This window comes from Ellagibacter sp., assembly GCF_048412355.1.
In the GTDB taxonomy this organism is placed as follows: Bacteria; Actinomycetota; Coriobacteriia; order Coriobacteriales; family Eggerthellaceae; genus Ellagibacter.
In genome coordinates, this window is sequence record NZ_DBFSAP010000032.1 from 1 (window position 1) to 8,164 (window position 8,164).

The window sequence follows — 8,164 nt, forward strand, 5'->3', positions numbered from 1 at the left end:
GAGGATCGTGGCGAGCTCGCCGCGGGTGAGCGCATTGCCAACGCCGAAGACCGTGGTGCCCTCGTACCCCGTCATAAGGCCGCGGCTCGCGACGAACTCCACGCCGGGCGCGTACCAGGAGTTGTAGTCAACGTCGGTGAAGCGCAGGGGCTCGGGCGGCACGGGTTCACTCGAATCCCGACCTATAGCCACGAGGTTGCCCGAGTCGTTGTTGTAGTACAAGGTGCCGTCGGAATCGCAAATCGGGCTGCAGAGGCAATACTGCGCCAGAAACTCTTCGGGCACGTAGAGGTTGCTAACCTTCGCCTCCGTCTGTCCCGCCGCATCCTCGAGAACCAGGATTCCACCAGGGGTGTTGTTGTAGGTGAAGTACGCGTAGACCTTGCCGCCGTCCGCAGCGTAGCCAGTGCTCAAAAGCGCCGAGGACTGCACATATCCCTGCACGTTGGCCGAATAGATAGGGCTCATCGTCGCTGTGTCCATGACCGCGACAACACCGGAGGAGAAGGAAGACGACCCGCCGCCGATGTAGAGACGGCCGTTGGAGACAACGGGCGTGCTGGTGCTCTTTGTCATGCCGTCGACCTGGCCAGACTTGGCAGACCCGCCGTCAAGCGCGCCGTCTGCGCCCATGGGAACGGAATACACCTTCCCCGTGTTCGTCGAGAAGTAAAGGTTCCCGTCCGCGTAGGCAATAGACGAGCGAATCTGCCCATCAGCCTGGAACGTCCCTACGACCTCGCCGGTCTTCGCGTTGCAGGAGGTCAAAACGCCTGCATCGGACCCGAAGACAATCACATCGCCTGACAGGTAGGCGCCAGCCCAGTAGCAGCCCGCGCCTTCAGCTCGGTAAATCCAGGTGGGATATTTCACCTCGTCAGTCGCTGAAGGGTCCTCGTCGGTCGCCGACAAGCAAAGATACGTCACCGCGTCTTCGCTCGACGACCCCTGGGTAATTCCCGTGTAGACGTAGCCGTCCTTGTAGGAAATCGGCGTCGTCGTGGAGCCGCCAAGCTCCTCGCTCACCCACAGCGACTCAAGCGTGTTGGCGTTGAGCGCCTGAACACGACCCTTGTCGACCGTGGCGAACAGCATTCCGTCGCCATATGCGAGACGACCGTCGTACCAGCTGTTATCACTCGCGAGAGCGCCCGTCGCGATCACATTGCCGGTCGCCTTGTCTATCTTCTTGATTTCCTTGCCTGCGAGCGCATAAAGGTTGTCACCCACGATAAGCGTGTTGGAGACGCGATCCCAACCATTCGTCAGCTTTGTGTTCCAGAGGGTCTTTGCCTCGTCGGCTGTGCGCGGAGTCTTCGCATCCACGATGGCCATGTTGTCGTCAGAGCCACGGAACGAAGGCCACGCGGAATCGAAGTCGACAAGCGAGCTCGCGGGCGCCTTCTCGAGCGTAACCGGGACAGATGTCGTGTCAGCCGAAGCCTCAATGGTGGCGCGCTTGGTCACGTAGCCGGCCTTGCTCACCGTGTACGTGTAGGTCTTGCCCTGCTCAACCGAGAACAGCAAAGGCGCCGTCGCGGGGACGTTATTGCCATCGGGATCGGTGACGCTAACAGTCGCATCTGCGGGGTCGACCGAGAAGGAAAGCATCGGGCCGACGGGCACGGTGACCGTGTAGGTCTTCGTCTCGGCGTCGGCGGCGTCGGACGCGGAGACCGTCACCGCAAGTGTGTTGATGCCTTTAACGAGCAGGTCGCTTCCGCTGAAGAGCGTCCAGGCAGAGTCGCCCGATGTCACGGACTTCGGCGCGCCGCCGTTGAGGCTCGCCGAGATGACGGTCCCCTCGGGCGCCGACGCCTTGACGCGGAACATGCGCTCCCAGGAGTTGCTGCTCCACTTGACCGCGGGCACGCGGTATTCGGTCACATCCGCGTCAAAGGCGGGCGCCAGCTCGAGCGCGTTGGGGAAACTATCGAAGCTCGCCACGCTGAGCGCCGTCAGCTCCGCTGCAGGAGCGGGCACCGGCGCATCGTTGCTAACGACGACCTTGAGCACGGGCGGGATGACGGCAGTGCCGCCAGCGGAGTGAGCCGTGTAGTAGTAGGTCCCCTCCTCGCTGGGGGCGACAAACGTCACGCTGCCGGCATCGGATGTGATAGCGCCGTCCACGTCTGCCCAGGTGGAGTTCTCCCCGTCGACGCTCGCAAGCTGCGCGCCTGCAATCGGCATGCCGGCGGCGCGCAACGCTTCCGCATCCTTATAGAGATAGCCCGACATGTACGCGACGCCCTTCAGGACGAGGTTCGTCTGGCTGCTAGGACGAACGGTGATCGAGTCGACCGCCACGCCATCCTTGCAGAACCAAGCAGCCTGGTCGCCCCAACCGCTCTGGTCCTCGTAAATGAAGAAGTCAAGCACGTCTCCGGTCGCAACCACCTGCGTGACCACCGTCGTGCCGTTATACCCGCCCCAGCTGCTCTCGGTTCCGTCGTTGGGATATGCGCCATTGAGCATGAAACCGTTGGCGGACGTCTCCTGGCCGAAGAGCTTCGTCACGTAGCCGGCGTCGCTCACGGCCAGATAGTCGGCCGCGTCGTCCTTCGTCATCCCGAAAGCGTCTTCGTGAGCCTTGACCAGGACGTCGAGCGCCGAAACGCCGTCGGTCACCTGGTCGGCGAAGCCCATCGACTCCGCCTCGTCGCTTGCGACCTCAACGTCGGACTCGTTGACGAGATACGTGCTCGTCGCATCCTGCAAATGGTAGCTCACCGTCACCTTCTGCGGTGCGGCGACCGCCCCCACTTCCGCGAACGCGAGCTGCGGCACAAGGCCGCACGCCAGCACAACGGACAAGAGCAGGGAAACGAACTTGTTCCTGAGATTCATCCAAGCCTCCTTATCTGCTTGATTGTCTGGATTTGCTTCTCCGTTTGATTCACCGATTCGCGGCGCGCCTTCATCGACGCCGCCACGACATAGCTTCGCACTGTCCCCTTTTCGGGCAACCCCCTTTCAAGCCGCGCCTTTTTGCCAGACGGCACAGGAACCCGCAGCTCCCAAGCCGAGCCATCCGGCGAGACGGGCTATTTCGTTTTGAGAAGGGAAATGTTTGCTGCCTCGAACATGGCACTGCGACGGTGTTCCCGCCAATTCAAATGAGGGCACAACAAGTCGAACCATCCTTCCCAGGGCTGTTTGGCAGATAGGTAATCCGACTTCGGCTTGGCCCGCCCCTATGCTCGGGCGAGCGCAAGCGTCTTACGGTTGCTGGTACAGCGCAGGGTTCTCACCTGCATTCCCCTCTGCGGGCCGCTTCTATCCGAGATGCGATCCGCACACGTCCGCCAACGCCATTTGCTTGATTTACAAGCGCATTATATTGCATGGGAAGGTGAGCGATTCGTACAGGGGTCCAAAAACCGCCGAATCGCGCGAAGCGAAGGGACGAAAAGCGCTCGCGGGATCGCACGTGCGGGCTGCGCGAGGAGTGCTCCCAGCAGGGCTCTTCGGCGGCGCCCACAATGCGAGTTCCTTAAGCGCTGTGAGGACTGTTTGAGCGACTGGGCGTTGCCAAAAGGGACTGGGACCCGCGGCCTGACAGGGGCTCTTCGGCGGCGCCCACAATGCGAGTTCCTTAAGCGCAGCGAGGACTGTTTGAGCGACTGGGCGTTGTCAAAGAGCCCTCGTCGAGTGGAAGGGAGGCCCAGAGCGCCGGCAATCTGGGCAAACCTTGTGGCATCTCCTACCCGACCCGTTCCCCAACCTGCGAAACTGCTACCATAAACGATGTTCGCATTATCCCCAGGGAAGGACGCAGCATGCCCACACGTGACGAGCGGCGCGAAGCCGCAGCGAAGAACCTTGCGTTGATGCGCGGGGCGTTCGCAAGCGAAACGAAAGCGACCGTCGAGGCGGCCAAGATCTACGAGAACGGCGAAGGGCGCAAGCTTCCCGTAGCCGAGGCGGAAGGCGAAACCACGACATCGGTGACGACCGATTTCGCGCCGAAGGCAGTGTTTGGCGCGCAGGGCAAGGTCGTCGTCGTCGACCCGTGCTCGTTCACCCGTCCTGGCGGCGCCTATGAGGACGGAAGCTTCGGCCCCGAACAGATTCTCTGCGCGGAGAGCAACCTCTACCCCGCGCTTTGCGCCTGCAAGGACCTCTATCACAGCAAGAACCGCGGCTACTCGTCCGGCATGCTGTTCACCGATCGAGCGCTCTACCTGCCCGACGTGGCGTTCGTGCGCGATGGCACCATCCGCCGCGCCGACGTGCTGGCCATCCCCGAGCCCATCCGCGCCCGAGCGATGGAAAACCACCGCTCGGAGCGCGAGTGCGAGCACGCGCTCGCCAGCCGTATCGAGTCGCTCTTGCGCATCGCGGCGGAGAACGGCTGCGAGACGCTTGTGGTGGGCGCCTTTGGATGCGGGCCGCAAGGGTTCGATGCGGAAATGTCGGTCGGCCTGTTCAAGGAATGGATTGAGGCTCATCCCGGAGCCATCGCGCACATCACGTTCGCCGTGCCGCGCGCAAGCTTCGACGCCTTCGACGCCGCTTTCGGCGAGAAGAAAGCCCCCGAGCCCGAAGTTGTGCCGACAGCTGTCGCCGACGAGGACGCCGAAGACGACTTCGACTTCGACCCCGCCGATCTCCCCGAGGGAGTGACGCTGCGCGCCTAATGGTCTACAATGGTTCGTCCGATATTTCAGCCAAGGAGAGCCGTCCATGTCAGACGAACGCGCACACGACACCGCATCCGAATCGAAAACCAGCGACGGGAATCTCGCTGCCCTCGACGTCGCCAACGACGAGGGCAGCGAGAACGATCCCGTGTTTGCCCAGGAGCAGCAGCATTTAAGCGATACCTATGCAACGCTGCGGTCGATGGCGGGTGCGCTTGCGGCCAAGATGCGCAAGAACGAGGATGCGGCTGCCGCCACGAAACAGCAGATGGTGGAGGAAATCAAGCAGAACTACGGCAGCGACACCGAGGCGTTCGAGACCTACGCCGACTTCGCGACCGTGAACAGCGTCATCGACTCGTACAACCAGACGCAAGACGCCGCCGCCGAGAAGCTCTCCAATATCGGCCTGCTCTTGAGCCAACCGTACTTCGCGAAGATCGTCCTCGACTTCAAACGCGGCGCCGCGCCGAAGGAGCTCTACATCGGAGCTGCGGGCGTATCCGACGACAGCTGTCGGCGCCTCGTGGTCGATTGGCGCTCGCCCGTCGCCGAGGTGTACTACAACCAGGACATGGGGCCCACGCACTACCGCGCGAACGGCCGCACGATCGCCGTCGACCTCACGCTGCGCCGCCAGTTCGACATCGTGCGCGACGAGCTGCGCGCCTATTTCGACACCAACATCGCCATCCAGGATTCGCTGCTTCTCGCGTCGCTGTCCAAGCAGCGCACCTCTCAGATGCAGGCGATCACCGCGACCATCCAGAAGGAGCAGAACGCCGTCATTCGCCACGAGGACAGCCCCGTGCTGCTCGTCGCCGGCATCGCGGGTTCGGGCAAGACTTCGGTGCTTCTCCAGCGCATCGCATATCTGTTCTACCAGCACCGCGAGAGCCTCCGCCCCGAGGACGTGTTCCTCATCACGCCGAACCCGGTGTTTCGCCACTACATCGCGAACGTGCTGCCCGACATGGGTGAGCGCAACCCGGAGACCCTCACCCTCGCGGAGTTCGCGCGCACGCTCTTGCCGCAGGGGCAGGGCTTCGGGAAGGGCACCGTCGACGAGGCGACCCTTTGGCGCATCGACGAGGCGCTTGAAGGCGGCAGGTTTGAATACGAGCAGGGCGATTTCTGCGACATCCGCGTGGGGCACGTGAAGCTGATCACGGCAGCGCAGGTGCATCAAGTGCGCGCGAAATGGCCGCGCATCGAGCCCGGCGCGCGCCTGTCGAACCTGATGCGCGAGGAGCTCACGCGGCGTCTCGACTCCAAGCTTGCCTCGATGGCGTCAAGCGACGAGGCCTTTGACGAGGTGGTATCCCTCACCCACGACGAGCAGCTCGCGGCGTTCGGCGAGCCGGTGAACATCGACGACGACAAAGAGGTGCGCAAGGCCGCGCTCAAGCTGATCCGCGGCCGCTTCGACATCGCGTACGGCATGATCGCGCGCGACGAGTGGCTCCACGTGGACAACCTGGGCCGCCGCCTGATCGGTGCGGAAAGCCTACAGCCCGCGGCGTGGCTCTACTTGAAGATCGCGTGCACGGGGCTCTCGAACCCCGACGCGCGCTACGTCATGATCGACGAGGTGCAGGACTACACGATTCCCCAGCTCGCAGTTCTCGCCCGGTTCTTCCCCCGCGCCCACTTCATGCTGCTCGGCGACGAGAACCAGGCGATTCGCGAGGGTGGACTCACGTTCGCACAGGTCAAAAGCACGTTTGAGCGCCTGCGCGGCGAGGTGAGCGAGTGTCATCTCATGACGAGCTACCGCTCCACCCCCAGCATCACCGACCTGTTCGCGCGCCTTCTGCCCGAAAGCGAGCGCATGGAGGTGTCGTCCGTGCAACGCGAGAGCTCGGCGCCGCGCGTCGAGGTTTTCGAGGACAAGGACGCGTGGGCGGATGCCGTGCGAGAGGCCGTGCGCGAGGCGGGCTCGAGCGACGAGGGGCTCACTGCCGTCATCGTGCCGTGGAAGCACGAGGCGACGAAACTTGTCGCGGCTTTGGGGGACGACGCTCCCCAGCTGGTAGATGCGACGGGAGCGCTCCCTCGGTCGGGGTGCGTGCTGCTCACGCTGCCGCTTGCGAAGGGGCTTGAGTTCGACCACGTCATCATCCCGAACGCAAGCGCAGGACTCTTCCCCACCGATGACCGCATCGCGAAAAACCGCCTCTACACGAGCATTTCGCGCGCCACGCGCGAGCTCGACGTGTTCGCCCTTGGCGAGCTGACGCCGCTTCTGAAGTAGGAGGCCGCGATGACGACCCCGAATTTCATCCTTTCACTGCGCGAGAAGATCGGCCACGACCCGCTTTGGCTTACGGGAATTACGGCCTATGTCGAAGATGCAGACGGGCGCATCCTACTCGGGCGACGCAGCGACACAGGCGAATGGGCACTTGTGTACGGCATTGTGGAGCCTGGGGAGGAGCCTGGCCGCACATGCGTGCGCGAGGTACTCGAGGAGACGGGCGTGCATGTTGCACCGCAGGCAATCGCGAGCGTAAAATCGTCAAACTACCTGGTGAAGTACGCGAACGGCGACCAGTGCCGATACCTGGACATCCTTTTCATCTGCTCGCCCACCGACGACGATGCTGCACCTTTCGTGGGGGATGACGAGAGCACGGAGGTCGGCTGGTTTCCGCCCGAGGAGCTTCCCCACCCTCTTGCCTCATCGACCGTCAGTCGGCTCGCCATTGTGCGCGAGTACAAGACCCGGGCAGCCAAAGGCAACGCCGCCGCACTCTTTTCGTTGTAGCAGAAAGCCCGCGCGTGCCTCTACCTCGCGCGGGCTTTCCCTCGTCCCGCCTGGCTCTTGTGCGGGCATCCTTGCTTTCTGAAGTGCAGGGCTATTCCTTTACGAGAACCTTTTCAATCTCGGCCATGTACATGGTGTGGTAGTCGTGGTTGGGATACCAGCGCGCATCGCAGGAGGTGTCGATGAAGTCCTCCGGCGGAAGCTCGCGCGCGTACAGCTTGCGGCATACGAACACAAGCTCGGCCTCCTCGAAGGCAACCGACCCGCCGACCTCAACAGGGGTAAGCCCCGCCTGGGAAATCTTGTCGGGAACGTCGCGCCCGGAAACCTTACCCAAAAGGCTCAGTGCCTCACGTTGATTCCCCTCGCCGAAAAAGGCGCAGGTGAAGTGCTCATTCGCATCGATGAACTCCTTGGTGTAGCGTTGTGGGCGGATGTAAACGCTCACCACGTTCTTGCCCCACATAACGCCCATGGCGCCCCAACTCGCGGTCATGGTGTTGCAATGCTCGGCATCGGCGCCGGCGGTGATGAGCATCCACTCCTTCCCGATTTTTGTGAACGGGTTGAGCATCAGTTCTTCAGGTGCGATTTCTTTGAAAGCCATAGCAATCTCCTATCTTTTAGTTGTTGCATTTGGGAGCCGAATATCGAATGCTTTCAGATGCAATGCAGACTCTGGCGGGCAGGGATGCCGACATAGCGGCTGAGGCGCCGGGCGCGACCTCGCAAAGGAGAGTGGCATCCTGCCCCG

5 protein-coding genes and 1 riboswitch are annotated in these 8,164 nt (G+C 62.7%); of the genes, 3 read left to right on the forward strand and 2 right to left on the reverse strand.

The features are described 5' to 3' along the window. A partial coding sequence (locus ACMRQN_RS04020; protein WP_418733925.1) for a PQQ-binding-like beta-propeller repeat protein occupies positions 1-2,847 on the reverse strand: 2,847 nt, incomplete at its 3' end. A 297-nt stretch (positions 2,848-3,144) separates the two neighbouring features. Then, a riboswitch (cobalamin riboswitch) is annotated at positions 3,145-3,311 on the reverse strand. 468 nt (positions 3,312-3,779) lie between these two features. Here ACMRQN_RS04020 and ACMRQN_RS04025 point away from each other — a divergent pair. Genes ACMRQN_RS04025 through ACMRQN_RS04035 form a run of 3 tightly spaced genes read left to right on the forward strand, consistent with a single transcriptional unit; the run spans position 3,780 to position 7,410 of the window. Beyond that, entirely contained in the window at positions 3,780-4,640 is an 861-nt protein-coding gene (locus ACMRQN_RS04025; RefSeq protein ID WP_418733926.1) for a TIGR02452 family protein, read from the forward strand. A gap of 46 nt (positions 4,641-4,686) precedes the next feature. Beyond that, positions 4,687-6,897 carry a HelD family protein gene (locus tag ACMRQN_RS04030; protein ID WP_418733927.1) on the forward strand — a complete coding sequence of 737 codons (2,211 nt, stop codon included), beginning with the start codon at positions 4,687-4,689 and terminating at the stop codon, positions 6,895-6,897. 9 nt (positions 6,898-6,906) lie between these two features. After that, entirely contained in the window at positions 6,907-7,410 is a 504-nt protein-coding gene (locus ACMRQN_RS04035; RefSeq protein ID WP_418733928.1) for an NUDIX hydrolase, read from the forward strand. Between the two features lie 91 nt (positions 7,411-7,501). On the opposite strand, the gene ACMRQN_RS04040 is transcribed toward ACMRQN_RS04035, so the two are convergent. Beyond that, the gene (locus ACMRQN_RS04040) at positions 7,502-8,017 is read right to left on the reverse strand and encodes a flavin reductase (RefSeq protein WP_418733929.1); all 516 of its coding nucleotides are present in this window, start codon (positions 8,015-8,017) and stop codon (positions 7,502-7,504) included. Positions 8,018-8,164: the final 147 nt, after the last annotated feature.

What these genes read in the sequence shown, in the direction of transcription:
- ACMRQN_RS04025 (WP_418733926.1), top strand. Translation starts at nt 3,780, where the DNA reads ATGCCCACACGTGACGAGCGGCGCGAAGCCGCAGCGAAGAACCTTGCG.
- ACMRQN_RS04040 (WP_418733929.1), bottom strand. Translation starts at nt 8,017, where the DNA reads ATGGCTTTCAAAGAAATCGCACCTGAAGAACTGATGCTCAACCCGTTC.
- ACMRQN_RS04030 (WP_418733927.1), top strand. Translation starts at nt 4,687, where the DNA reads ATGTCAGACGAACGCGCACACGACACCGCATCCGAATCGAAAACCAGC.
- ACMRQN_RS04035 (WP_418733928.1), top strand. Translation starts at nt 6,907, where the DNA reads ATGACGACCCCGAATTTCATCCTTTCACTGCGCGAGAAGATCGGCCAC.